Annotated in this window: 27 protein-coding genes; 24 read left to right on the forward strand and 3 right to left on the reverse strand. The window is 54.1% G+C overall.

The features are described 5' to 3' along the window. Positions 1-31: 31 nt before the first annotated feature. The 8 genes from PAE68_RS11130 (at position 32) to PAE68_RS11165 (ending at position 5,618) form a co-directional block, all read left to right on the forward strand. Positions 32-541 carry a gamma carbonic anhydrase family protein gene (locus PAE68_RS11130; RefSeq protein ID WP_281886971.1) on the forward strand — a complete coding sequence of 170 codons (510 nt, stop codon included), beginning with the start codon at positions 32-34 and terminating at the stop codon, positions 539-541. Between the two features lie 78 nt (positions 542-619). Further along, a complete protein-coding gene (locus tag PAE68_RS11135) occupies positions 620-817 on the forward strand; it encodes an IDEAL domain-containing protein (RefSeq protein WP_281886973.1) in 198 nt (65 codons plus the stop codon). Between the two features lie 113 nt (positions 818-930). Then, positions 931-1,389, forward strand: coding sequence for a DUF2487 family protein (locus tag PAE68_RS11140; protein WP_281886975.1), 459 nt, complete (start codon positions 931-933; stop codon positions 1,387-1,389). A 320-nt stretch (positions 1,390-1,709) separates the two neighbouring features. Next, positions 1,710-2,255: a Rieske (2Fe-2S) protein gene (locus tag PAE68_RS11145; protein ID WP_281886977.1), complete on the forward strand. Its 546-nt coding sequence runs from the start codon at positions 1,710-1,712 to the stop codon at positions 2,253-2,255. Positions 2,256-2,274: 19 nt separating this feature from the next. Next, entirely contained in the window at positions 2,275-2,946 is a 672-nt protein-coding gene (gene qcrB / locus PAE68_RS11150) for a menaquinol-cytochrome c reductase cytochrome b subunit (RefSeq protein WP_281886979.1), read from the forward strand. 63 nt (positions 2,947-3,009) lie between these two features. Then, positions 3,010-3,903, forward strand: coding sequence for a menaquinol-cytochrome c reductase cytochrome b/c subunit (locus PAE68_RS11155; protein ID WP_281886981.1), 894 nt, complete (start codon positions 3,010-3,012; stop codon positions 3,901-3,903). Positions 3,904-3,993: 90 nt separating this feature from the next. After that, on the forward strand, positions 3,994-4,668 hold the full coding sequence (locus PAE68_RS11160; protein ID WP_281886983.1) for a DUF1405 domain-containing protein: 675 nt from the start codon (positions 3,994-3,996) through the stop codon (positions 4,666-4,668). Between the two features lie 68 nt (positions 4,669-4,736). Next, positions 4,737-5,618: a sporulation protein YpjB gene (locus PAE68_RS11165; protein WP_281886986.1), complete on the forward strand. Its 882-nt coding sequence runs from the start codon at positions 4,737-4,739 to the stop codon at positions 5,616-5,618. 71 nt (positions 5,619-5,689) lie between these two features. On the opposite strand, the gene PAE68_RS11170 is transcribed toward PAE68_RS11165, so the two are convergent. Both PAE68_RS11170 and PAE68_RS11175 read right to left on the reverse strand, forming a co-directional pair. Further along, positions 5,690-7,132: a transposase gene (locus PAE68_RS11170; RefSeq protein ID WP_281886988.1), complete on the reverse strand. Its 1,443-nt coding sequence runs from the start codon at positions 7,130-7,132 to the stop codon at positions 5,690-5,692. Positions 7,133-7,282: 150 nt separating this feature from the next. Further along, entirely contained in the window at positions 7,283-8,125 is an 843-nt protein-coding gene (locus tag PAE68_RS11175) for a YitT family protein (RefSeq protein WP_281891021.1), read from the reverse strand. Between the two features lie 191 nt (positions 8,126-8,316). Here PAE68_RS11175 and PAE68_RS11180 point away from each other — a divergent pair, with 191 nt between their 5' ends. The 14 genes from PAE68_RS11180 to PAE68_RS11245 all read left to right on the forward strand — a co-directional run bounded on the left by PAE68_RS11180 (position 8,317) and on the right by PAE68_RS11245 (position 21,705). After that, positions 8,317-8,655 (forward strand): nucleotide pyrophosphohydrolase, encoded by a 339-nt coding sequence (locus PAE68_RS11180; RefSeq protein ID WP_281886990.1) that lies wholly within the window; start codon positions 8,317-8,319, stop codon positions 8,653-8,655. 84 nt (positions 8,656-8,739) lie between these two features. Next, entirely contained in the window at positions 8,740-9,312 is a 573-nt protein-coding gene (locus tag PAE68_RS11185; RefSeq protein WP_281886992.1) for a tetratricopeptide repeat protein, read from the forward strand. Then, positions 9,293-10,099 (forward strand): 4-hydroxy-tetrahydrodipicolinate reductase, encoded by an 807-nt coding sequence (gene dapB, locus PAE68_RS11190; RefSeq protein WP_397378610.1) that lies wholly within the window; start codon positions 9,293-9,295, stop codon positions 10,097-10,099. Before PAE68_RS11185 ends, dapB begins: the two co-directional genes overlap by 20 nt. Before the next feature lie 34 nt (positions 10,100-10,133). Further along, entirely contained in the window at positions 10,134-10,553 is a 420-nt protein-coding gene (locus tag PAE68_RS11195; protein WP_281891025.1) for a methylglyoxal synthase, read from the forward strand. Further along, on the forward strand, positions 10,550-11,245 hold the full coding sequence (gene bshB1 / locus PAE68_RS11200; RefSeq protein ID WP_281886994.1) for a bacillithiol biosynthesis deacetylase BshB1: 696 nt from the start codon (positions 10,550-10,552) through the stop codon (positions 11,243-11,245). Before PAE68_RS11195 ends, bshB1 begins: the two co-directional genes overlap by 4 nt. A 48-nt stretch (positions 11,246-11,293) precedes the next feature. Further along, complete coding sequence (gene bshA, locus PAE68_RS11205) at positions 11,294-12,469, forward strand: N-acetyl-alpha-D-glucosaminyl L-malate synthase BshA (RefSeq protein WP_281886996.1); 1,176 nt, start codon at positions 11,294-11,296, stop codon at positions 12,467-12,469. 67 nt (positions 12,470-12,536) lie between these two features. Beyond that, positions 12,537-13,886: a CCA tRNA nucleotidyltransferase gene (locus PAE68_RS11210; RefSeq protein ID WP_281886998.1), complete on the forward strand. Its 1,350-nt coding sequence runs from the start codon at positions 12,537-12,539 to the stop codon at positions 13,884-13,886. Positions 13,887-13,891: 5 nt separating this feature from the next. Next, on the forward strand, positions 13,892-14,863 hold the full coding sequence (locus tag PAE68_RS11215) for a biotin--[acetyl-CoA-carboxylase] ligase (protein ID WP_281887000.1): 972 nt from the start codon (positions 13,892-13,894) through the stop codon (positions 14,861-14,863). Positions 14,864-15,206: 343 nt separating this feature from the next. Further along, on the forward strand, positions 15,207-16,082 hold the full coding sequence (panB, locus tag PAE68_RS11220) for a 3-methyl-2-oxobutanoate hydroxymethyltransferase (RefSeq protein ID WP_281887002.1): 876 nt from the start codon (positions 15,207-15,209) through the stop codon (positions 16,080-16,082). Beyond that, positions 16,072-16,959 carry a pantoate--beta-alanine ligase gene (panC, locus tag PAE68_RS11225; RefSeq protein ID WP_281887004.1) on the forward strand — a complete coding sequence of 296 codons (888 nt, stop codon included), beginning with the start codon at positions 16,072-16,074 and terminating at the stop codon, positions 16,957-16,959. Before panB ends, panC begins: the two co-directional genes overlap by 11 nt. Positions 16,960-16,996: 37 nt before the next feature. Further along, a complete protein-coding gene (gene panD, locus PAE68_RS11230; protein WP_281887006.1) occupies positions 16,997-17,380 on the forward strand; it encodes an aspartate 1-decarboxylase in 384 nt (127 codons plus the stop codon). Between the two features lie 74 nt (positions 17,381-17,454). Next, positions 17,455-18,120 (forward strand): tetratricopeptide repeat protein, encoded by a 666-nt coding sequence (locus PAE68_RS11235; protein ID WP_281887008.1) that lies wholly within the window; start codon positions 17,455-17,457, stop codon positions 18,118-18,120. Positions 18,121-18,223: 103 nt separating this feature from the next. After that, a complete protein-coding gene (dinG, locus tag PAE68_RS11240; RefSeq protein ID WP_281887010.1) occupies positions 18,224-21,088 on the forward strand; it encodes an ATP-dependent DNA helicase DinG in 2,865 nt (954 codons plus the stop codon). After that, positions 21,085-21,705, forward strand: coding sequence for a redox-sensing transcriptional repressor Rex (locus PAE68_RS11245; RefSeq protein WP_281887012.1), 621 nt, complete (start codon positions 21,085-21,087; stop codon positions 21,703-21,705). Before dinG ends, PAE68_RS11245 begins: the two co-directional genes overlap by 4 nt. Positions 21,706-21,764: 59 nt before the next feature. On the opposite strand, the gene PAE68_RS11250 is transcribed toward PAE68_RS11245, so the two are convergent. Beyond that, positions 21,765-22,385 (reverse strand): DUF47 domain-containing protein, encoded by a 621-nt coding sequence (locus PAE68_RS11250; RefSeq protein ID WP_281887014.1) that lies wholly within the window; start codon positions 22,383-22,385, stop codon positions 21,765-21,767. 186 nt (positions 22,386-22,571) lie between these two features. Between PAE68_RS11250 and PAE68_RS11255 the strand changes: the two genes are divergently transcribed. Further along, the gene (locus tag PAE68_RS11255) at positions 22,572-23,870 is read left to right on the forward strand and encodes an amidohydrolase (protein WP_281887016.1); all 1,299 of its coding nucleotides are present in this window, start codon (positions 22,572-22,574) and stop codon (positions 23,868-23,870) included. Between the two features lie 45 nt (positions 23,871-23,915). Next, a complete protein-coding gene (locus PAE68_RS11260) occupies positions 23,916-24,413 on the forward strand; it encodes a cell wall elongation regulator TseB-like domain-containing protein (protein ID WP_281887018.1) in 498 nt (165 codons plus the stop codon). The last annotated feature ends 167 nt before the right edge of the window (positions 24,414-24,580 follow it).

Consider the following 24,580-nt stretch of genomic DNA (forward strand, 5'->3'; position numbering starts at 1 on the left):
CAATTTCGAAGTGAAATGAGGAGGGAATGGTATGCTGCATAGCTACAACGGGATCATGCCGAAGGTGCATCAGACTGCATTTTTGGCGGCGGGGGTTCAGCTGATCGGAGATGTCGTCATCGAGGAGGGCGCTTCCGTCTGGTACAACACGGTGCTGCGAGGAGATTTGGCGCCGATTCGTATCGGACGTCGAAGCAACATCCAAGATGGCTGTATCGGTCATGTGAATACCGATCAGCCACTAATCGTCGAGGATGAGGTGTCTGTCGGACACGGAGCTATCATTCACGGCTGCCGCATAGGCAAAGGCACATTAATCGGCATGGGGGCGATTGTCCTTAACGGTGCCGACATCAGTGAATATGCTTTAATAGGAGCAGGTGCGCTTATAACGGAGCGGAAGTCGATACCCTCGTACACGCTTTCAATGGGCTCCCCGGCGAAGGTGGTCCGCGACTTGAATGATTCGGACTTGGCGCGGATGCGAAAAACAATGGAGAGCTATTGCTTGAAGGCCGAGGAATATCGAAGCATGAACTAAGTGCAGCCGTCGTCCGTGCTCCTGCTGTAGAAACGGTAGTTGGTGTTATCAAATGACCCCGTTTGGAGGTAGGGACCCATGGGCAAAATGAATGTAACAGGCGACGTCATGCTGGGCTTGTTCGCTGAAATGGTGCTGGATGAGGCGATTCGACGCTATAAGGAAAAAAAGCTGTATTCCGAGATCGACAGTGCTTTGGCTGCCAAAGATAAATCCGCCTTTTTAGTCCTTACAGCTGAGCTGAATAAGCTGCGGCTAGAGCGTAAATGCGGCTAATCAGGCGAGCATCGGGTAACATCGGTTACGATAGGTTCATGAAGGACATATGAAGCCCTTTCATATGTCCTTTTTGGTATGGTAAAGTAAGGGACGGGAAGGATGGTGAACGAATGAAGTTCAGTGATATCGAGGCTGTGCAGTGGAAGGAGCTGCAGCCTTATTTAGACACGTGCATCCTTCCGGTTACCGGCATGGATGGCAGTGAGGAGCCGTGGCAGGCGACCGATGCGCTGGAGGCGCTGAGGGATGTGCTTGACTTAATTGAAGTACCGTTCAGAGGGCGCGTTGTGACGTATCCGGCCTTCCATTATTTCGGCACCGGACAAGCGGCAGCTGCCGGTCTGGCATTGCTGGAGGAGCTATGCGAGAGGCTAAGGCTGTCAGGCTTCCGCTATATCGTACTTGTGTCGGCAGCATCCAAGGAGCTGGCAGTCGGTCTTGAGTCGGCCTCTGGATCGGATCTGCTCATTCATATGACTCGTGAGGAGCTCTGCGATCCAGAGGTCGACGCGAAACGTGCTGTGGCCGCCATGCTTACAGCATTATGGAATGGAAGGCAATCTGTGTGAGTGATGTATGATTCGTGGCAGCTGTGTTAATTATATGTAGACGACTTACCATGCCATTAATGCGGCCTTCCAGGTGCGAAGTGTTTTCGATACAATTGGAAACTTGTTCCATTCGAATTAGAGTCTGTTGTCCAGCACAGGCTGCGTACAGTTGTGACAATTATGTTAAACTGTTTCGGAGGCTTCGGCTTCGCAGCCTCATATGCTCGTCTCTATTCTTGACGCACCTTGTGCCGTAGGCTATTATAAGTTATGTCCTAGTATATGGTGTAAAAGTATGTCGAACGACTGATATATGTAGCAAAAGGGGGTAGAACAGAATGAACGATCATACGAGTCACGATTCGCAGCATCAGGGTCAGAAGCCGGTTAAGCGTCGCGAAATGTCCAGACGCCAGTTTCTTTCCTATACCCTTGGCGGAGCAGGTGCATTCATGGGCGCAGGTATGCTGGTGCCGATGGTTCGATTTGCGGTCGATCCGGTTCTTCAGCCGAAGGCGAAGGCGGACTGGGTGAAGGTCGTCGAGGAAGCTCAAGTTACGACGACGCCGAAGTCCTTTAAGTTCAAGGTGCTTCAGACCGACGGCTGGTACGAGAGCGAGCCTGAGCTTGAAGCATGGATTGCCAAGGACAAGGCTGGCAACGTATTCGCGCTGAATCCGACATGTAAGCATCTGGGCTGTACAGTTAACTGGAACGGCAGTCCCGAGTTCAAGGATGAATATTATTGTCCGTGTCACGGTGCTCACTATACAGCTGACGGCAAGCATCTGGCTGTAGCTTCGGCACCGCTCGATGAGTATGAAGTGAAAGTGGAGCAAGGCTTCGTGTATCTCGGTCAGCTTGGTCCGAACAAACGGGTGTAAGAAGGAGGCGTAACATCAAATGTTTAAAAGTGTTTATAACTGGATCGATGAACGCCTTGACATCACGCCGATGTGGAGAGACGTTGCAGACCATGAGGTGCCGGAGCACGTTAACCCGGCTCACCACTTCTCTGCATTCGTTTATTGCTTTGGCGGCTTGACGTTTTTCATCACAGTTATTCAGATCTTGTCCGGTATGTTCCTGACGATGTACTACGTTCCGGATATTATTAATGCGTATGCGAGTGTTGACTACTTGCAGCATAAGGTTGCGTTCGGTGTTATCGTGCGCGGTATGCACCACTGGGGCGCCAGCCTCGTAATCGTCATGATGTTCCTACATACGCTCCGCGTGTTCTTCACAGGATCGTACAAGGCTCCTCGAGAGATGAACTGGGTTGTAGGAATGCTGATTTTCTTCGTTATGCTCGGTCTAGGTCTCACAGGCTACCTGCTTCCTTGGGATAACAAAGCCTACTTCGCAACGAGCGTTACGCTGAAAATCGTTGAGTCCGCTCCGTATATTGGACCGTACGTGAAGACGTTCCTGCAGGGCGGCGAGATCATCGGCGCGCAAACGCTGACTCGCTTCTTCGCGCTGCACGTGTTCTTCTTGCCGGGCGCGTTGCTCGGACTGCTTGCCGGTCACTTCATCATGATCCGTAAGCAAGGTATTTCCGGGCCGCTGTAAGCTTCCTGACGGAGGCGATCACGGCATACGGCTTCAAATGATAAGAGAAGGAGGGGCGCTCACGTGGCTCACGGACCTAAACCTGGTGAAAAAATTGTATTCGTTGGAGATTCGCGCGTTCGCGCAAAGGATAAGCAAGATCGCCCTATACCGCAAGACTTCTCGGCTTACCCGGGTAAGTCAGAGGTGTTCATCCCGAACTTCCTGCTGAAGGAATGGATGGTAGGGGTTGTCGTTCTGCTCGGTATTCTTGCGCTCGTTATGTCCGAGGCAGCTCCGCTCGGCTATCCGGCGGACCCGACGAACACCGGCTTCATTCCGATGCCGGACTGGTACTTCCTCTTCATGTACCAGCTGCTGAAATATCCGTATACATCCGGAGACTATGTTGTGCTTGGTACGGTCGTTATTCCTGGACTACTGTTCGGTGGACTGTTGCTAGCACCGTTCCTCGATACGGGTAAAGAAAGACGCTTCTACAAGCGTCCGATTGCTACTGCCTTGATGTTCCTTAGCTTGGTCGCTTGTACGTACCTGACTGTGTACTCTTGGGACCACTACCAGCATGAGCTGAAGGAAAAAAATATTATTCCTGAGCACATCAAGCGTGAACAGGAGATGCATGCGGCTAAGGGCGAGGGCGGACATACGCCAGCGAAGAAGCCTGGTGCGAAGGAGCAGCTCGCTGCGATTGTCGCTCCGGATGATCCGGCTGCAGCAATTTATCAGAAGTCCAACTGCTTGTCCTGCCATGGCGGCGACCTGAAGGGTATGCCGGCTGCAGGTATCCCAGCACTTCGCGGTGTTGGCGACAAGCTGGATCAGGCAGGTATCTTGAATGTCATCAAGAACGGCCAAGGTAATATGACCCCAATGTATGATGCGAACATTGCCAAGGGCTTGACGGCTGATGACATCGATAAGCTTGCTGAATGGCTATCCAAGCAAAAGAAATAAATACAGCTGCGAAACCTGACCGATACGACTCGGTCAGGTTTTTTTCGAAATCAGGTACATCATTCAGCCATAGAGCAAGGAGGTACATCATTGACAGACTGGCGAATCGCTTATTTCGTGTCCGATCGCTTTCTAACGAGTAGGCTCATGCTTACGCTTTTGCTCATCATTAATGTGCCAGGTACGGTGTACGGCTACCAATGGTACTGGGGGCAGCTTCAGTATACGGCGAGGGAGGTGGGAGAGCAGTATCTACCTTTTGTGCCGGATAGTCCGACTGCGAGCTTGTTCTTCAGCCTATTCCTCTTCTACTTACTCGCGAGCTGGAGACGAGAGACTCAGATGGCCGTGATGCCAGAACGGTCCGGCTTCGTGCGCGGCTTCGTAGAGGCGATGGCGCTCATCACGTCGTTTAAGTACGGAATATGGGCCGTTGTGATGATCTGGGCCTCAGCGTATCAAGGGGATTCCGTTAGCTGGCAAGATTGGATGCTCACGATCTCTCATCTGGGGATGGCGGCCGAGGCTCTCCTCTATGTGAGGCTGTACCGATTCACAGCTGTGGCGGTTATCACGGCCTCCGTATGGACGCTCTGGAACGATACGATGGACTACAATGTCGGTGTGTTTCCTGGGCTTCCTGACACATTGATGGACGACCTGAAGGTGGTTGAGTCGTTCACGGTCACTCTCAGCATCGTGAGTATAGGCATTGCCGCAGCAGTGCTACTGTATCGCTACCGCTCACTAAGAGCTAATGGATAGCTTGTATATAGAAATCGGTCTAAAACAGACAACCCCTCCATAGGATGTACTTAGGAGGGGATGTCCGAATGATATGGTTCCTATGGAAGAAGTGGCTGGCGATCAGCATCATGTGTGTACTTGCTATGAGTATGGTAACAGGCTGTGGCAGCAAGGGTGAGAGCAAGGATGCGAAGGAGAGCGAGACGAATCGTTCAGCAGCAGCACCTTCACAGGAGCAGCTGAAGCAGATCAAGCTGCTGAACGAAACAGCCGATGGGATGTACCAGAAAGTACAGAAGGGCGATATTGCAGGCGGACGGGAGCTATTGCTACAGCTGAGCGATCAAGTAACGAACATCAGCTTTGACGGTATTGCGTCTGTGGAAGGCATTAATGCATTGACGGAAACAGTCGTTGAAGGAAAGCGTGTATTGAACGCAGTCAAATTCGATCCTGCGGCCGGTCAAATCGCGGCAGCGAAGATTCGTCTTGCTACTGATGCACTGACGCATGCGAACCAGCCGCTGTGGCTGCAGTTCTACAAGCAGCTTCAGGATGATGTGAATGCGATCGAGCAGGCAGCGAAGACGAGTGACAAGACCGCGCTGAAAAATGCGACTGTGCTGCTAGAGCAGCATTATGCGATCGTACACCCAAGCCTTATCATTAGCAGACCAGAAGCGGATGTCGAGCGCATGGATTCGCTTATCACGTTCATCCAGACACAAGCAGATAATCAAGGTATGCCTTATCGCAATGTGCTGAATGCGGTCCCCCCATTAAGACAAGCGCTTGACAAGCTGTTCATGAAGCGCGAGACGACGGCCTTCTTGCCTTATCCGGAGCCCCAAAACCCACTACTATGGACAGCTATTTTCGGCTCTGTCATTATGGCGGCCCTCGGCTTTGCCGGTTGGCGGTTGTGGAAGAAGGATGACGGACTTGTACGTGTCAAACGGTCCGAGTAGCTGGTTGCTCAGCTGATTTTCATACATATAATTGATACTCTTACAATCTGGACAGTGAAAAGTTCTAACGCTTAAGAAGCCAGCAAATCCACGTTGTTCGTGTTTTTTTCCTGCTTGGAACGAATTATTTCGGTTATGGGTAAATCCGGGTGCTGGGCAACCATGCGAAAAATGGATCTGCGCAAATAAACCGCCACGGTAGCCTCAGAGACGATGGCTTTCGATGGTGTTCGCAAATAGCGCGAGAACAAGCCCGGCGTACGCGCCGAAAACGTCAACGCGACCATCTGAATTAAGCCGGTTGCGATGCAACTGCACATGACGAATCCTTCGATGGCTTCAAGTGTTTGTCGTATTCGCTTTTGATCCTGTTCGTTCTTTACTTGTTCCAGTGGATGGCTCTCGGTCTTGCGTAGATACCGCTTGAGCTTCGGCATGGATTTGCTCCAGAAGCGATAGCCGAAGGCGCCGATGACTTGTTTCATTTCCCGAAACGTACATTCGATCTTGAACCGGTATCCGTACAAGGAAATGATCTCGGGGCCGGCAAGCGTCAGGTCCGTACTCACCAAAATAGAGGTCTGGTCTCCACGCAGCACCAGGACAAATCGCAAAGGCTGATACAGCTTTTGCCCCCACAACAGGTCCAGGCACAAAAAGGAAACCGTTTCTTCCTTGCCATACAGCATCACCTCGGCCGTTTGAAACGATGCTGCCCGGGTTTGAAAAAGCTCCTTGAGCTTGACTTTCGCACCTTTCTTCGGCGGACGGCCCCGGCCTGGTTTTTTGGCAGCGGGGAATTCATAGGCTGTGGTGTTGACTTTGGCCTTCGTGATGAGGTCCAGTCGGACTCCGCTCGCAGCCTGCTCCTGCTTCCACCGGATCAGCGCCGGAACGGACAGAAAATAGCGATCCAGCAGGAACAAGGCGTCACCAAGCACCTTCGCGGCGGCAAAGCCCTGCCCGATCATTTGCACCACATGGGAATCTGATTTCGGCTCGGCTGGAGCGGACGCTCCCCAGTTCCAAATCGTTTTCACGCCGTCTTGCAAATTCATAAAGAGGGGCAAGCAGAACCATTTGGCCGACGCTCCGACCAACACACCGACGGCTCCAAAGAGATGGCCAAAGATATATTCACCTTTGGACGAATTTTCTGATTCCTGATGCATTTTCTTCACGCCGGGCATTCGACGGCCTTCCTTGGACTGCTTCATGCCATCGCCCACCAGGACTACGCGATCACCAACGGTCATCAAAGGAGCCGCCTTGCGGACGACTTGGAGCCAAGTTAATCGAAGGGATTCCAGCGACCAGGCCGAAGAACGAAAGAAATGGATCAGCGTCTCGTAGCAGCGCGGATGCAGCGTAAGGTCTCGTACAATGGAGGTCACCCCTAACTGGTCGGAGCGCACCATCAGGCCGATCACCGTAATGACAAACCAGTGAAAGGCGGCTTGCCTGGAGAAGCAGGAACGAAATTCATTTATGATTTTATCGATGTATGGGAGCATAGGTCTGGTCAATCGCCCGCAAATGGGTTAGACTGGTGTCTATAACCCATCCAGCGATTCTATCCTTTTAGAGTGAGACCTTAAGGATACCGTAAAATCGCTAGGTTGGGTTATTTTTCTATCGAGAACTTTTCACTGTCAAGTTACAATCTATATAGGCTTAAAGCCTTCGCCGACGACGTCGTGCACCTCCGTTATGATAATGAACGAACGGGGGTCGACGGAGCGGATGAGGTCTTTAAGCCTTTTCATTTCGCTCCGGGCCACCACACAATATACGACGTTCTTCTGTCTCTTCGAATAAGCGCCAACAGCAGGGAATAAGGTGACGCCACGGTCGAGATTGCTCGTAATGACAGCGGCAAGCTCCTCGGCTTGCTCCGTAATAATGGTGAACGCCTTAGCTGCATACGCACCCTCTACGATAATATCGATGATCTTCGTGGCAATGAAGACGACGACCAGCGTATACATGATCTTCTCCTTCGGAATGAAGAAGAGCGCCATGCCTAATACGATCGCATCGACGACGAGTATGAGTCGCCCTACGCTCCAGCCCTTCAGCTTATGACCGATCTGAGCGATAATATCGGACCCGCCCGTCGTGCCACCATAGCGGAAGACGATGCCGAGTCCTGCTCCTAATGTGACGCCCGCATAGGCAGAGACGAGAAATATGTCTTGATCCGTACGAAATGGAACGATCAAGCCCGCATGGATGCCAAGCTCCATCATCCACAGAAAGAAGGAGAGCAGGAAGGTTCCGGCTATCGAGTAGCCGACTGCCTGCCGCCCAAGATATTTCCACCCGATAAGAAATAATGGTACATTGATGACAAGTGTAGTCAGCGAAGGCGGGAAGCCGAATATATAGTTTAAAAGCAGAGCGACGCCAGTGACACCGCCCTCCATAAATTCGTTCGCGATAATAAAGTAATGAAGGCCGAAGGCATAGATCGCCGTTCCGAGCGTAATCGGCAGCAGATTGCGCATGATCGTCCAAGAAGCCGCAAGCAACGTGTTCACATCCGTTTTTTTGACCCTAATATGTGTTATTCGACAGGGGCCTATGCTTGTGGGCGAAAAAAAATTTGTCATGCAGGCATCGTTTGCGATAACATGGTAATGATGTCCACATCACCGTTACATACACCACACAAGACAAAGGCAGGTGAAGCCGCCGCATGGATAAGGAACGTTCCTTAAAGGACCTTCAGGAAGAGGTTCATGCCTATATTTCACAGTTCAAGGAAGGCTACTTCGGTCCACTCTCGATGATGGCGAGGATGACCGAGGAGGTCGGCGAGCTCGCGCGCGAGGTCAATCATCAATTCGGCGAGAAGCCGAAGAAGACGACTGAGGCGGACAATTCGATCGAGATGGAGCTTGGCGACATTCTATATGTCATCATCTGCTTTGCGAATTCGATGAACATCGATCTTCAGGAAGCGCATGATAAAGTGATGCACAAGTTCCGCACCCGCGATGCAGATCGCTGGACCCGAATAAACACCGATTCGTAAGCAGCTACATATGCTGTAGCATCACCCTTTTGACATACGGCCGCTCCACACACGAGGCTCCGCCTAAGGAGGAGGGAGAAGCGAATGGACGGCGAATATGCGATAAAGAAAGCGTATGAATCGATATTGAAGCATGATTTCGAACAGGCGATCGTCTGGTTCGAGCAAGCGATACAATCGAATCCGACGTGTGCGTCGTACCACTATAAGCTGTCGATTACGTACGCGCGCAGCAACAAGCTGCAGAAGGCGATTGACCATGCGGGTCAAGCGGTTAAGCTCGATTCGTCGGATGAGCATTACCGGTTTCATCTGCAGCATCTGAAGGCGAAGGCGCTGCTGTTCGAAGCGGAGAAGCTGTTCGAGGAATCAGATGAACGACTGTGGCTGGCGGTAGCCTTGCTGAAGCAAGCTGCACAAATGGACCCTCTGTCATCAGAGGCTTTCCTATTGCTGGGGATCGCCTACAGCCGGCTGGACGAATATAGTCTGGCAATTGGGGCAATCAAAGATCTACTGAAGCTCGATCCCGGTCATGAGATCGGCGGTCGACTGCTCTCGGAATATGAGATGAAATGGAAACTATATATGCAGCGTACTTCACAGACGGGAGTGCAGAAGGAGAGGGACCTTGATCATGGTGCAAACGAGAATTAAAGTTGCGGTAGCAGGTGCAAGCGGCCGAATGGGGCGTGAGGTTGTCAAAATGGTGCTCAGCGACGCCGAGCTGGAGCTGGTCGCTGCTGTGGGCCGTTCGACAAAAGATACAGATGCAGCGAAGATGGTGGGCATGGAGCCTTGCGGCGTGCAAGTAACTAACGATTTGGAGCTGGCGCTCGTGGAATCGAAGGCGGACGTTCTCGTCGATTTCACGACGCCGCAGTCTGCTGTTGCGAATACGTCGCTTGCGATCAAGCACCGTGTTCGCCCTGTCATCGGGACGACTGGCTTCACGCCGGAGCAGATTGAGGAGCTGGACAAGCAGTGCAAGGAGGCTGGAATCGGCGGATTGATCGCGCCGAACTTCTCGATCGGAGCTATATTGATGATGAAGTTCGCCGCACAGGCAGCTAAATATATGCCGCACGTCGAAATTATTGAGTATCATGGTGATCAGAAGCTCGATGCGCCATCCGGTACATCGATTAAGACGGCTGAGATGATTGCCGAGGTGCGCGAGGAGTTCCGTCAAGGCAATCCAAACGAAGAAGAAACAATAGAAGGCGCCCGCGGCGCATATTATAACGGCTTCCGCATTCATAGTGTGCGGCTGCCAGGCGTGTTCGCCCAGCAGGAGGTCGTATTCGGTGCGTTCGGACAGACGCTGAAAATTCGCCACGACTCATACGATCGGGCTGGGTATATGCCAGGAGTGAATGTTGCTGTCAAAAAAGTGATGACGTACGAGGGCATGGTGTACGGCTTCGAGCATTTTGTAGATTAATCACCGTCCCTAAGGAGGCATTGACCCTATGTCCATGAATATCGCTCTTATCGCCCATGACCGGAAGAAGGATGAGATGGTCAACTTCGTAATGGCTTATGAGCATGTGTTCCAGCATCATAAGCTGTTTGCGACCGGTACGACCGGCACGCGCATTATGGCCAATACGAAGCTGAACGTTCACCGCTTCATGAGCGGTCCGCTCGGCGGAGATCAACAGATCGGCGCACTGGTCGCCCAGAACGAGATGGATCTGATCATCTTCTTGCGCGATCCGCTCATGGCACAGCCGCACGAGCCGGACATTATTGCCTTGCTCCGTCTATGCGATGTGCAAGGAATACCGGTAGCGACGAACATCGCGACTGGAGAAATATTAGTTAAGGCGCTCGACCGCGGCGATTTCGCATGGCGGGAGCTTGTACATAAATATAAGCCGGGTGTGGACGAATGACTGAACGGCTAGACTTCTTAATATTCGGCGCCCATGCCGACGATGCCGAGATCGGGATGGGTGGCACAATCGCGAAGCATGCTCGCGCTGGCTATCGGATCGGACTATGTGATCTGACTTGCGCCGAGATGTCGTCGAACGGCACCGTCGAGACGAGACGAGTCGAGGCGGAGCAAGCGGCTCGAGTGCTCGGCGTTGCGGTGCGGGACAATCTCGGCTTACCGGATCGAGGCTTACGCGATGAGCCAGAGACGATTGAGCGTATCGTGTCCGTTATTCGAGCGTATCGGCCCCGAATGGTCTTCGCTCCTTATTGGGAGGATCGGCACCCGGACCATATTGCTTGTAGCAAGCTGGTGCAGGAGGCCGTATTTAATGCAAAGCTTCGCAAGTATAGACCAGACCTTCCTGCGCATAGTGTAGAAGAAACGTTGTTTTATTTCATTAACGACATGGTTCCGCCGGATCGCATGATTGATGTATCGGAAGTCTATGAGCTGAAGCGGCAGTCGCTGCAAGCATACCGCTCCCAGTTCGAGCGTTCGTCAGGGGACGACCGCATTGCGACTCCGTTGAATCAAGGCTATCTCGAGCGGGTGGAGGCACGTGATCTGCTGCTCGGACAGAAGCGCTCCGTACCGTTTGCGGAAGGCTTCGTCAGTAAGCTTCCCGTGATGACGGACTTGTTATAGGATGGTACGAACAGACCGATTACGAACGATCGGAAGGGGGCGGCATCGATGAATCCGAAGGATCGATTGAAAATAGGCATTACTTGTTATCCGACGCTCGGCGGCTCGGGTGTCGTGGCGACGGAGCTTGGGAAGCTGCTGGCGGAGAAGGGGCATGAGGTGCATTTTATTACGCACAGCATGCCTTTTCGACTCGGGAAGTTCGATAAGAACATCTTCTACCATGAGGTGGAAGTGAACGATTATCATGTGTTCAAATATCCGCCTTACGATCTGTCTCTTGCGAGCAAGCAAGCACAAATTGTGAAGCAGGAAGGACTCGATCTGCTTCACGTTCACTATGCGATACCCCATGCTGTATGTGCGCTGCTGGCCAAGCAGATGGTTGGTGAGCATCTGAAGGTGGTGACGACACTGCACGGCACAGATATTACGGTGCTGGCGCAGGATGAGTCGCTTAGTGATCTGATCCGCTTCGCGATCAATGGTAGTGACGTGGTGACAGCCGTATCGGACGATCTTATTCAGGAGACGAGACAACTGCTCGGCATCGAGAAGCCGATCGAGCTGCTCTATAACTTCGTGGACAAGCGCGTCTATTACCCGCGTGATGTCGGTAATTTGCGCAGAGAGTTCGCACGTCCCGATGAGAAAATATTAATTCATATCTCCAACTTCCGTCCGGTGAAGCGTGTAATCGATGTGATCGAAATATTCGACCGGATCAGCAAGGAGGTACCGTCAAGGCTCTTGTTCGTCGGGGAAGGTCCAGAGCTGTCGAAGGTGCTGTGCAAGGCGAAGGAGAAGGGGCTGCTGGATAAAGTAACGTTCTGCGGCAGGCAGGATGACGTGGCACAGCTGCTCTCTCTCGCCGACCTGATGCTGCTGCCGTCGGAGAAGGAGAGCTTCGGCCTCGTGGCGCTTGAAGCGATGGCGTGCGGCGTTCCGACGATTGCCTCTAATGCAGGAGGTATTCCAGAGCTGATTACGCATGGGGTGACGGGCTATCTGGCCGACATCGGTGATGTGGAGACGATGAGTCAGCTTGCGATTCATCTGCTGCAGAACGAGGCGGCCTATAAGGCGATGCGTGAGGCATGTCTGTACCGGGCCCGGTATACCTTCTGTAATGATGTCATCTCGAGGCAGTACGAGGCGCTCTACTATCAGGTGCTCGGCCGTGAGGCTCCAGAGGAGCTGCTCGTGAAGCCGCTCGAGTGCTAATGTGTGTTAGACTGCTGATGTAAGTGGCGATAGCTAATGAAGGATGATACTTAAGGATGGTACATGGATGACGCACTTGCCACAGGACCATGGAGTGAAACGGAGGGCGCTTCAGCTGATCCATACGCTGAATGATGCGGGCTATGAGGCGTATCTCGTCGGCGGTTGTGTACGTGACGAGGTGCTGGGTCGCCCTGTTAAAGATTACGACATTGCGACATCGGCGCGGCCTGAGCAGGTCGAGAGCCTCTTCTCGCGCACGATCCCAACTGGCCTGCAGCACGGTACGGTAACGGTTGTCATCGAGCGGGAGCCATTCGAGGTGACGACGTTCCGTAAGGAAGCAGGCTATGAGGATTTTCGACGTCCAAGTGAGGTGTCGTACATCGACAGCCTGCTGGAGGACTTGAGACGGCGTGATTTCACGATGAATGCGATGGCTCTCGATGCGGAGGGTCGACTGATCGATCCGTTCGGCGGGCAGGCGGATGCGGCTAGCGGTGTGCTGCGTTGTGTGGGGGATGCACATGAGCGGTTCTCGGAGGACGCGCTGCGCATGCTTCGCTGCGTCCGCTTCGCGGCGGAGTACAGACTTGAGGTGGAGCCGCTAACCTGGGAAGCGCTGACGACTTCAGCTCCACTGCTGCGACATATCGCTCTGGAGCGGGTGCGCGCGGAGCTTGAGCGCATGTTAAGCGGGAGTGACCCGAATCGGGCGCTGCTGCTGCTAGGCGCAAGCAAGCTGCTGCTGCATACGAAGTCGCGGGTCCTATGGAGTGAGCTGCAAGATACGAAGAGCTGGCCGTCCTTGAGCGTTATTCCGACGCTGGAGGGGCGGCTAGCTTACTTATATATAGGCTGCGGGGCTGACTTGAACGAGACGAAGAACGATATGCGCGTGCTGACGTTCTCGAAGAAGCAGCTGGAGGAGACAGGGGCGATCGTTGCGGCGCATCGGGCTCTAATAGACAAGCTACAGCAGGATGCGGACGAAGGAACGGCAACCGAGGATGAGCAGCGGAAGCATTGGCTGCTGACAGCTGTCCAATATGGGGCTATCGCAATGGAGTCACTGAGACAGCTCTATGAGCTGGAGCTGGAGCATGAGCGGCGGGACAGCTCGGACACAGCGGTGAGCGGCGGTCTCAAGCTGTCCGGTGCGCAGAAGTTGGCTGCTGAGGCATGGGCTTACAGCGGAAGCCGATGGCTTACAGAAGCGCCGGCGCTGGAGCTGAAGCAGCTAGCGCTCACTGGTCAGCAGCTCGTGCAGCTGCTTGGCGTGAAGCCGGGGCCTTGGACAGGACAGCTGCTCAGTCGATTGCTCGAGGAGACGGCGCTCGGATTCATCCCGAATGAACCCGAAGCGTTAGCCGCTGCCGCGAAGAGTTGTTACGAACTACTGCAGGAGAAGGGATAATAGCGATGTCAGAACGATTAATAGAGCTCTTCGAGCAAGCGAAGGGTGAGTTCATATCCGGGGAGCAGCTGAGTGGGGAGCTGAAGGTGAGCCGGACCGCGGTGTGGAAGCAGATTGAACGGCTGAAGCTGCAGGGGTATCATTTTGAAGCGATTCCACGTAAGGGCTATAGACTGCTCTCCGCTCCGCAAAAATTCGCAGAGGACGCCTTCAGGCAGCAGCTGCGTACAGCATCATTCGGCCGTCCGCTGCACCTGCTGGACGAGATCGACTCGACCCAGCTGGCAGCAGTCCAGCTCGTGCGGGATGGGGCCGAGGAGGGGACCCTTGTGCTCGCCGAGCAGCAGCTGGCTGGGCGGGGACGGCTCGGGCGGCAGTGGCACTCGCCCAAGGGCAAGGGACTGTGGAGCTCGCTTGTGCTGAAGCCTAATTGGCTGTCGCTGGCGCAGACGCCTCAGCTCACGCTGCTGACAGCGGTTGCGTTGTGCCGTGCCGTCCGTCAGGTGACGGGTCTGGACGCTGGCATCAAGTGGCCGAACGATCTGCTCGTCGGCGGTCGTAAGGTTGCCGGTATATTGCTCGAGGCGAGCGTCGAGAATGGCACGCTGCAGCACATCGTCGCTGGAGTCGGCATCAGTGTGAATTTGCAGGAGAGCGACTACCCGACGGAGCTGCTGGAGAAAGCGACATCACTGGCGATGTGCGCCGGACATTCGATCTCCAGAGAGACGCTGCTTGCGGAGCTCATGAACGAATGGGAGCAGCTGTACAAGCTGTATCAAGCGTCTGGCTTCGCCCCGATCAAGCTGCTGTGGGAGGCGCTGACCGTATCGCTTGCTCGCGAGCTTGTGTGCAGCACTCCGCAAGGTCCCGTACAAGGCTTCGCCGAGTCGATCGATGAGCATGGAGCGCTGCTGCTAAGACTGCCCGACGGAAGCTCCCGCAAAATGTTTTCCGGCGATGTCGATTTTAAGTGACATTTGGAGAATCGTTTGTTACACTCTTCTATAAGCGCTCTGACTCGTGCATGAGCAAGGGCATTGGCACAATGAAGGTGGCATCCGATACCAGGAGCTGCACTTCAGCAGGCTGATTCGCTTGCATTAATTGCATTAACTGCGACGAGGATTAACGTGTCACAATTCATACGAAGTTCATTTCAGTAGGTCGGATTCTGCTCTGAGCCGCAAGGACCGAGACAGAAGGATCATGTGAGTCTATTTGCCATGTGAACCTTTTAGCTCCGATTGCGGGCTGGAAGGTTTTTTTTGCATACTCTGGGAACAACTAACGATATCGAACGAGAAGGCAGGTGAAGCTATGGATACGCGCAAGCCTATAACAACCGCTAAGCTTCGCAAAATGAAGCTCGACCATACACCCATCGCCGTCGTAACGGCTTATGATTACCCGTCGGCGCGGCTAGCTGAGGAGGCGGGAGTCGATGTGATTCTCGTCGGAGATTCGCTCGGCAACGTGGTGCTCGGCTATGAATCGACGGTGCCGGTGACGCTCGACGATATGCTGTATCATACTCGCGCCGTCACTCGCGCCGTCCGTTCCAGCTTCGTCGTCACCGATATGCCGTTCATGACGTATCACGGCAGCCTCGATGCGACACTGAAGGGAGCAGCTCGCCTCATGCAGGAGGGGCTCGCGAAGGCGGTGAAGCTGGAGGGCGGTGCGGAGATCGCCCCTGCAGTGAAGGCGCTCGTGCAGGCCGGCATCCCGGTCATGGCGCACATAGGTCTAACACCGCAGTCCATTCATCAGATCGGCGGCTACAAGGTACACGGTAAGACGAACGATCAGGCGGAGCGTCTAATGGCAGACGCCCTCGCGCTCGAGGAGGCGGGAGCGTTCGCGATCGTGCTGGAGCTCGTGACCGAGCAGCTGGCGGCTGAGGTGACGGCGAGGCTGTCCATCCCGACGATTGGTATCGGGGCAGGCGCAGGCTGTGACGGACAGGTACTCGTCTTCCATGATGTGCTTGGCTATGGCTCTGACATCGTGCCGAAGCGGTTCGTCAAGGCGTACGCATCGGTCGGCGACACGATCCGCACGGCGATCGGGCAATATGTATCCGAGGTCAAGGGACGGCAGTTCCCTGCAGCCGAGCATGCATTCCGGATGTCGGATGAGGAGGCAGGACGCTTGTACGGCCAAGGAAGTGGGGGCAACGACCATGAGCAATGATCAACAGCCCATCATCATCCTGAGCGGTGTTGAATTGAGAGCGTGGCTGAAGTCACGTCGATTACAATCGCCAGGAGCGGTCGTCGGGTTCGTGCCGACGATGGGATTTCTGCATGAAGGGCATGCCTCGTTGCTGACCGCTGCACGTCAATCGTGCGATATTGTTGTATTGAGCATCTTCGTGAATCCGCTCCAGTTCGGACCTAACGAAGATTTCGAGCGATACCCGCGCGACGAGCAGCGCGACCTTGCGATCGCGGCGGAGTACGGTGCCGATGTCGTGTTCATGCCTCAGGTTGAGGAGATGTATCCAGAGCGGACGCGAACGACCGTAACCGTATCTGGCGTGACCGAAAGACTGTGCGGCGCCTCACGGCCGGGACACTTCGACGGTGTCGCTACCGTCGTGACGAAGCTGTTCAACCTCGTACAGCCGGACCGAGCTTATTTCGGGTTGAAGGATGCGCAGCAGGTCGCTGTCATTGAGCAAATGGTCCGCGACTTGAACGTACCGGTCGAGATCGTTCCTTGTGCGACGGTACGGGAAGCGGACGGCCTCGCGAAGAGCTCGCGCAACGTCTACTTGAGCGCAGAGGAGCGAGAGCAGGCTGTTATATTGAACAAGGCGCTGCGGGAGGCCGAGCAGCAGCTGCGCACGCAGCGCGACGCCATGTCGTCGCAGGAGCTTGCCGCGCAAGTAACGGCACGCATCCAGGAGGCGCCGCTTGCCCGCATCGATTATGTCGAGGCGCTCGCCTATCCGTCGCTGGAGCCGATCTCCTCATTCACGGAGGCTGAGCAAGCTCTGATCGCTGTGGCGGTCAAGTTCGGCAATACAAGACTGATTGACAACTGCTTGATACGCTTTAACGGCTAAGCGGGGCAACAATACGATAATGAAGGAGGCGCTAGGAATGTTCCGCACGATGCTGAAGGCCAAAATACACCGCGCAACGGTAACCGAAGCGAACTTGAACTATGTGGGCAGCATAACGATCGACGAGGAGCTGCTGGAGGCGGTAGACATGCTGCCGAACGAAAAGGTGCAAATCGTCAACAACAACAATGGTGCACGCTTCGAGACTTATATTATACCTGGACCAAGAGGCTCCCGCGTCATCTGTTTGAACGGCGCAGCGGCGCGCCTCGTGCAGCCTGGCGATAAGGTAATTATTCTCTCCTATGCGATGATGACCGATGAGGCAGCGCGCACTCATGCGCCACGAATCGCTATTATGGGCGATGAGAACGAGATCATCAGTGTCCTGAAGGAAGAAATTCATTCCACTATTCTATAGATAGAATGAAACAGGACGGGTCGACGCACAATGAATATACAACGCAACCAATCGGCCAAAGGTGGGATGTACGTATGTTCAAGCATCTGTTCGCATCGATGAATGCTATGCTGGATGAAGTGCAGTCGGAATACCCGTCCTCAACCGGTGGGAGAAGGAAGCAGCTGAAGCATAAGCTCGAGGAGCTGAAGTCGATGAGCGACTTCTGCATTGAGGAATGGCTGCAATTCGAGGAGAAGCTGGCCCAGACGCTGAAGGAAACAGGCATTGGCGCCCTTGGGGAGGGCAATGCGACGGACCCGCTAGATCCGGAGTTCGCGGCCAGGCGGTCCGATGCGTTCATTCGCGGTCAAGGCTATTATAAGCTTCATATGTTTCATGAAGCGCTTGCTGAATTTACCGAGCTGCTAAGCAAGCAGCCGGAATTTACGCTCGCCCGCATTTACATGGCCATGTCATACTTTCATTTAGGGCGGACAGCGGATAGCTACTCCCACTTTCATTTTTTGTACCAGCTGACAGAGAACGTGCAATTGAAGGCCATCTCCTTGAATGCGATGGGCTGTATTCAGATTCAGCACAACAATATGGAACGGGCCGGTGAGCTGTTCGAGCTTGCCTATCGTACCGATCCGACGAGTATAGAGCCGCTAATTGCGATGGGGCTGTGCACAGAGAAGCAAGGCGGGCTGCAGTTCAGCTTCTCTGGTACTCGTAAGTCGGGCGTTGTGAAGGGATAAGCCGTATGCAGGCTGACGGTCCAGAAAGTTGCTATTCCTTTTTCTGCGCAGTATGCTATTCTAGTGTGAGGAAGAGTGGAATGAAGGGATGTAACGGGCACCGATGAAATTCGCGGTATTGGACTTCGAGACAACCGGCAGCACCGCTGCTGATCGAATTATTCAGGTTGGTCTCGCCATTGTCGAAAATATGGAAATTACAGACAGGTATACTTCACTCGTCAATCCGGGCATGAGTATACCTTCTTCTATTATTGCATTAACGGGTCTAACAGATGATATGGTTAAGGATGCACCAACATTGGATGAGGTGATGGCCGAGGTCGTGCCGCTGCTGCAGGATACTGCGCTAGTTGGGCACAATGTCGGCTTTGACCTCGCTTTTTTGCAGCGAGCGCTCGATGAATGCGGCTACTTCGCCTATGACGGCCGTACGCTCGATACGCTGGATGTGCTGCGCGTCGTGTTCCCCGGCTTGTCCAGCCTGCAGCTGTCCATGGTGTGCAACGCGATGGGCATCGTGCATGACAGACCGCATCAAGCTGACAGTGATGCTGAGGTGACGGCACTCATCTGGCTCCGCTGTCTGGAGCGACTGCAGGCGATGCCGCTGCTCACGCTTCAGCGGATGGAGATGATCTTCGCCGATTCCTCGAATGATTTCGGCTGGCTTGTACACGAGTTTGTACAGTATAAGGAGCAGCAGACGGCGGATCAAGCGGATGAGAAGTTTACGTTTCATAGACAATTCGCACTCGCTGTGGACGATTGGGGCGACGAAGAGCCGATCCGTGACGAAGCGCAGGTGCAGTCGTTACCGGACACGTTCGAGTCGTTCTACACGCAGCTGCGCGAGTCACTGAAGCAGCGCTTCGCCTCCTACGAGGATCGGGAAGCGCAGGTCATCATGATCAACGAGGTCGAGAACGCGTTTCAGGACAGCCGACATCTTCTCGTCGAAGCGGGGACTGGAACAGGGAAGTCGCTCGGCTACTTGATCCCTTCCTTATATTATGGCCTGAAGCATGAGAAGAAAGTAGTGGTCAGCACCCATACGATTAACCTGCAGGAGCAGCTTCGGGAGCGTGATCTCCCGCTGCTGCACGATTTGTTCACGGTTCCGTTCCAGGCGTCTGTGCTGAAGGGGCGAAGCCACTACTTGTGTATGCGTAAGTTCGAGCATAAGCTGAACACGCTTGACTTCGAGAATGGGAAGGATGATCGGATTACAGCTGGTCAAATGCTCGTCTGGCTCGGAGAGACGAAGCGAGGAGACGAGGAAGAGCTATACTTCGCGAATAAGGGCAAGCAGTTCTGGCACACGGTGGAGAGCGATGCGGATTCGTGTCTGAATCGGGCTTGTCCGTGGTTCAAAAAATGCTTCTACCACCGCGCTCGACATGAGGCCAACAGCGCTGACGTTATCATTACGAATCATTCGTTATTATTCACCGATATGAAGGCGGAGAACCGGCTGCTCCCGGCATACAAGCATCTCGTTGTTGACGAGGCGCATCACTTCGAGGAAGTCGCGAGTAAGCATCTGGGGATGGAGCTGCATTACCACCGCCTGATGAATACGCTTCATGCACTGTACAAGGATAGCCGCTCCGGGCAGCTGACAAGCCTACGGATCAAGCTGCAGCAGACGTCGGAGGATCATCGAGCCGCGGCGTGGAGCGCTGAGCTGGATCGAGCTGTAGAGCCGCTGCTCGCGCTCAAGGAGGAATGGGAGCAGCTAACCGAGCTGCTGTACCAGCTGCTGGTCATGCGCAGTCAGGACAGCGCGCAGAGCGAAGGCAATGCGCTCGTCTACCGGCTCAAGAAGGATACGCTTCCAGAAGGCTGGGACAAGCTGGTACTCCTCGCGGAAAATATGCAGCTGCATTTCTCCGAGGCGCTGAAGAAGCTCGACAAGCTGGTGACGGAGCTGAAGGAAGCGCAGGACGAGTTCGACCTGCAAGGTCAGGTTACCGACCTCAGTGGTACGGTCAAGGATCTGCATAGGCACAAGGATGCGCTGCAGCTGTTCATGACGATGCCGGACGACAACTCCGTCTATTGGCTGGAGGGCGGCACCTATAACAAAAACCGCTCGCTACAGCTTCATAGCGTGCCGATCGATGTCAGCTCGATGCTGAAGCAGCACTTCTTCGAGCCGAAGGAAAGTGTCGTGCTGACGAGTGCAACGCTGTCCGTCGGCAAGTCGTTCGACTATACGTGCGAGCAGCTAGGGCTGCAGCCGAGCGCGCCGGAAGCGGAGCTGAAGACGGTCATGCTGCCGTCTCCGTTCAACTACAGGGAGCAGGCGCTGGTGGCGATTCCGCGCGACTTTCCGACGCTGCGTGGCGGCGCTTCTGGCGATAAGGAGTTCGTCGACGCACTCGTGCAGTCGCTTGCGGAGGTCGCACTCGAGACGCGCGGCCGTATGCTCGTGCTGTTCACGTCGAACCGTATGCTGCGTACGGTACACGGCAGCTTGAAGGATATGCTGTCGTCGTTCGGCATCAGCGTGCTCGGTCAAGGTGTCGACAGCAGCAATCGCAGCAAGCTGACACGCTTGTTCCAGAGTAGTCCGGAGTGCGTGCTGCTCGGCACCAGCAGCTTCTGGGAAGGTGTCGATATCCCTGGCGATGCGTTGATGTGTCTGGCGATCGTACGATTGCCGTTTCAGCCGCCTACACACCCGCTCGTTGAGGCGAAGATCGAGAAGGTGAAGCTGCGCAATCAGAATCCGTTCATGAAGCTATCGGTGCCTCAGGCGGTCATTCGCTTCAAGCAAGGCTTCGGCAGACTGGTGAGAACGGCATCAGACAAGGGCATCGTCATTATTTACGACACACGGGTGATTGATACGAACTATGGCAAATATTTCTTATATTCCTTGCCCGGCCCGAAGATCGAGCATATGCCCAGCAGCCAGCTCGTCCCGAGAATCAAGCAATGGATGGAGGACAACCCCTCATGAAGTCAATGAAAATATCTGAAGCGGTCGTCCGCCGTCTGCCTATCTATCTGCGATTCCTGAATGAGCTGAGCAAAAAAAATATAGCCACTGTCTCTTCACAGGATCTTGGGCAGAAGCTCGATCTCAACCCGGCGCAAATTCGCAAGGATCTTGCCTATTTCGGTGAGTTCGGTAAAAAAGGGATCGGCTACGACGTTAATTATTTAATTGAGAAAATACGTCAAATATTGAAGATTGATAAAGTGATCCCGGTTGCGCTAGTCGGTGCAGGCAACCTGGGCCGTGCATTGTGCAATTATAACGCCTACTTGAAGGACAATATGAAGATCGTGGCCGTATTCGACGCGCATCACACGAAGGTCGGTGAATCGATCAACAATTTGAGAGTGAAGTCGATGTCAGAGCTTCCACATTGCGTGCGGTTGCATAAGGTTCGAATCGGTATTATTACGGTTCCGGCGACGGAGGCGCAGCAGGTTGCGAATCTGTTCGTCGAGGCAGGAGTCGAGGCGATTCTGAACTTCGCACCGATCATCCTCAAGGTGCCGCCTGATGTGCGCATTCATCATGCTGACTTTACAGCCGAGCTTCAGAGTTTGGCGTATTATTTAGAATAATGACTGTGAAGCCTGTGCCGCTGCCAAGACTTGCGTGCGGTACGGGCTTTTTTTTCTCATTAAGAATACTTCATCACGATGCTGTTCAAAATATCGGCTACGTCCTCACACGCGTCCGTCGTCTCCTCTAGCCCCTCGTACAGCTCCTTAAGCTTGAAGTCATGATACGGCTCCTTCGGGTTCGCGAATATGTCGCGCACCCCTTCACGCATCAGACGATCGGCCTCGTTCTCCAGCGCGTTAATCTGCACCGTATGCTCGGCGATCTGAATGTACTTCTTCTTCGATAGCAGCTTGAAGGCGTCCAAGATATGCTGGCAGCTGTTCACGAGAACGGCAGAGAAGCTTCGCATGTGCTTATCGGTAAACGTAATGCTCAAATAGTCGAAGCGCGCGATCGATGCCTCTATGCCGTCGAGTACATCATCCAGCTTCGATGCAAGCTGCATCAGATCTTCACGGTCAATCGGTGTGACGGTAACTTTGCTCAGCTCTTGATAAATCTGATGCGTGATCTTGTCTCCTAGGTGCTCAAGCTCTTTAATCTCGGCGTTGTAGGAGGCGGGCGGCTCCGTTCCCATCATTGCATGTCTAAACCGTTGGGCAGCATGCAGCACGTTCTCGGAGGCTTTGATCAGCAGCAGTAAAAAATCGGTCTCATTTTTCTTCGTAAATAGCATCGGCGGAGGCCCCCCATCGAATCATGTTCTTCCTTAGTTTATGTGGAAGTCGTCTATAGTATGAGGGAGAGGGGCGCAATTCAAGGAATGAAGCTTGCTTTTGGCGCGTTGAAATTGTAAATTGTTAACGTGAAGACGAGCTTAACGGCTCGACAATGAGGTCGATGACGGAAAGGAACTAGCGGAATGAAAAGAACGGTAATTACGAATGGCTTGTTCATCACGATGGATGAGCACAAGCCTCTGGTCAAGGGGTATATGGTAGTAGAGGGTAGCCGCATCGTTGCCATCGAGGAGGGGGCGCCAGAGCCAGCAGCTGTGTTCGATGAGACGATTGACGGCAGCGGAAAGCTGTACATGCCGGGCTTCGTCAATACGCACGGTCATGCGGCGATGTCGCTGCTGCGCGGCTATGGCGACGATCTGGCGCTGCAGGTGTGGCTGCAGGAGAAGATGTGGCCGATGGAGGCGAAGTTCACCGCTGCCGATGTGCGTGCAGGGACGAGTCTGTCGGTGCTCGAGATGCTGAAGGGTGGTACGACGACGTTCGTCGATATGTACGATCATATGAATCAGGTCGCGGAGGTAAGCAGAGACAGCGGCATACGTGCTTGCTTGACGCGCGGCGTCATCGGTCTGTGCCCGCGTGACGTGCAGGATGCAAAGCTGGCGGAGGCGGTGCAGTTCGCCCGTGACTGGCACGGACAGGCGGACGGACGCATTACGGCGATGATGTCGCCGCACGGACCGTACACATGCCCGCCGGATTACATCGAGCGCATCGTGCAGGCGGCGCATGACCTGAACCTGCCGCTCCATACGCATATGTCCGAGACGGCGCGCGAGGTGCAGGATAACGTTGACCAGTATGGCGTGCGTCCGGTGGAGCATCTGGAGAAGCTCGGCGTATTCTCACGTCCGACACTGCTCGCTCATGGCGTCCACTTGACCGACGAAGAGATCGCGGTGCTGAGCAAGTACGATGTGCGCATCTCGCACAATCCGGGCAGCAACCTGAAGCTGGCGAGCGGGGTTGCGCGTGTACCTGAGCTTCTGAAGGCGGGTGTGCTCGTGTCGCTCGGTACGGACGGCGCCGCTAGCAACAACAATCTTGATATGCTTGAGGAGATTCGTCTTGCCGCTCTGATCCACAAGGGTGTATCCGGTGATCCTGTCGCTGTATCGGCCGCGGAAGCGCTGCGCATGGGGACATTCGATGGAGCCAGATCAATCTGGCTTGAGGATGTCGGTACGCTGGCACCTGGAATGAAGGCGGACTTCATCGCACTTGATATCGATCAGCCGCATTATTATCCGCGTACGAGCATGATTTCTCACGTTGTATATTCCGGCAGCTCACGGGATGTCGTAGATGTATGCGTGGATGGACGCTGGGTTGTGCGTGGCGGCGAGTGCTTGACGATGGACGAGGAACGCGTTCTATTCGAAGCACAGCAGGCATTCGAGCGTCTGACAGGCGTGTAGCTTAAGATGACTTGCGAGCCTGTCAGCTAAGGAGGGGCGAGTCTTATGAGTAAATATTGGAAGTGGGGCCTTAGCTTCGCCGCGATGCTCGTTGCCTCGCTGCTCCTCATCAATTGGCTGTTTCACGTCATCTCCTCGGCAGAGTGGAATACGCAGCGTGCTGCGGTGCAGACCGCCTATGAGAAGACGGTGCTTGTGAAGACACACAAGGTAGAGCGCTTCGTCGGCGATCAGGCCTACACGGTCATTACCGGAGAGGACAAGGTGGGCCGAAGACTCTATGTATGGGTCGGCGATGAGGGCCTTCGTACGGAGCTGGCGGCCAATGGGCTTGACATCGAGGCAGTCAAGGCCAAGGTGCTGGAGAAACAGCCTCGTGCGCGCGTGCTGAGAGTGACGCCGGGCATACAGGGTGACAGGCTGATATGGGAAGTTTTTTATAAGCTAATACCGGAAGGGCAAAGCGACGAGCAGCACTTTTATGACTATTATACGTTTTACGAAGGAAGCTGGATCGATACTTGGCGCTTAACTATACAATAGACAGATCACACCGGAAGGCCGCATGGACTGCAATTGCGCAGCGCTGTGCGGCTTTTTTTGTGCTAGCTGACATGACGGCTGTCTACTTACCACTCATTACATGCGCGAAAGTGATAGATCATGTGATATACTTTCTGTACAGAAATGTTGATATACTATTTCCGAAT

The sequence above is a fragment of the Paenibacillus sp. YYML68 genome, from assembly GCF_027923405.1.
In the GTDB taxonomy this organism is placed as follows: domain Bacteria; phylum Bacillota; class Bacilli; order Paenibacillales; family NBRC-103111; genus Paenibacillus_G.